Raw genomic sequence first — 272 nt, forward strand, 5'->3', positions numbered from 1 at the left:
ATTAAACAATTTGGTAAACCTCAAAAGGTAATTACAGATCAGGCACCTTCAACGAAGGTAGCAATGGCTAAAGTAATTAAAGCTTTTAAACTTAAACCCGACTGTCATTGTACATCGAAATATCTGAATAACCTCATTGAGCAAGATCACCGTCATATTAAAGTAAGAAAGACGAGGTATCAAAGTATCAATACAGCAAAGAATACTTTAAAAGGTATTGAATGTATTTACGCTCTATATAAAAAGAACCGCAGGTCTCTTCAGATCTACGG

General features: G+C 34.2%; 1 pseudogene. It reads left to right on the plus strand.

Annotated features, from left to right (window positions below):
* A pseudogene (locus tag CD150_RS07885) lies at positions 1 to 272 on the plus strand (IS6-like element IS257 family transposase); the annotation flags it as partial.

This window comes from Staphylococcus ureilyticus (genome assembly GCF_002902235.1).
Lineage (GTDB): Bacteria > Bacillota > Bacilli > Staphylococcales > Staphylococcaceae > Staphylococcus > Staphylococcus ureilyticus.